1 protein-coding gene is annotated in these 335 nt (G+C 42.4%); it reads right to left on the bottom strand.

The genetic code is table 11. The annotated features are described in order from the left end of the window. The coding region (locus H5187_RS24130) for a transposase (RefSeq protein ID WP_182798531.1) at nt 1-295 on the bottom strand (295 nt) is incomplete at its 3' end. Nucleotides 296-335 lie beyond the last annotated feature (40 nt).

Here is a 335-nt window from a genome sequence, read left to right as displayed (position 1 = left end):
TATCACCCGACACACTCATGAACAAAATATTCGTCTCACACGCCTTAGCAATACGGCGGCTGCTGATCAAACCATGTGCATAGCCGAGCAAAATAATCTTTAACATCACTGACGGCGGATACGCCGCCGCGCCTGTTTTGTCGTTGTTATACCACGCGTCAAAGCCCGACAAATCGAGTTTATTTTCGACAATATAACAAAGCGCATACTCAAATGTACCTGGCAATATTTGCTCAGCAAAATTGATTGGAATGAATTTATTTTGGCAGGATAAGTCTGGCTTGTAGTTGGCCATAACAATTTACCGTGGGTGAATAATATCTATTAGATCACAG

Source organism: Pseudoalteromonas sp. SG44-1, from assembly GCF_014164315.1.
GTDB lineage: Bacteria > Pseudomonadota > Gammaproteobacteria > Enterobacterales > Alteromonadaceae > Pseudoalteromonas > Pseudoalteromonas rhizosphaerae.
Note: the sequence above shows the minus strand (reverse complement) of the source record. Positions and strands in the feature narration are given on the sequence as shown.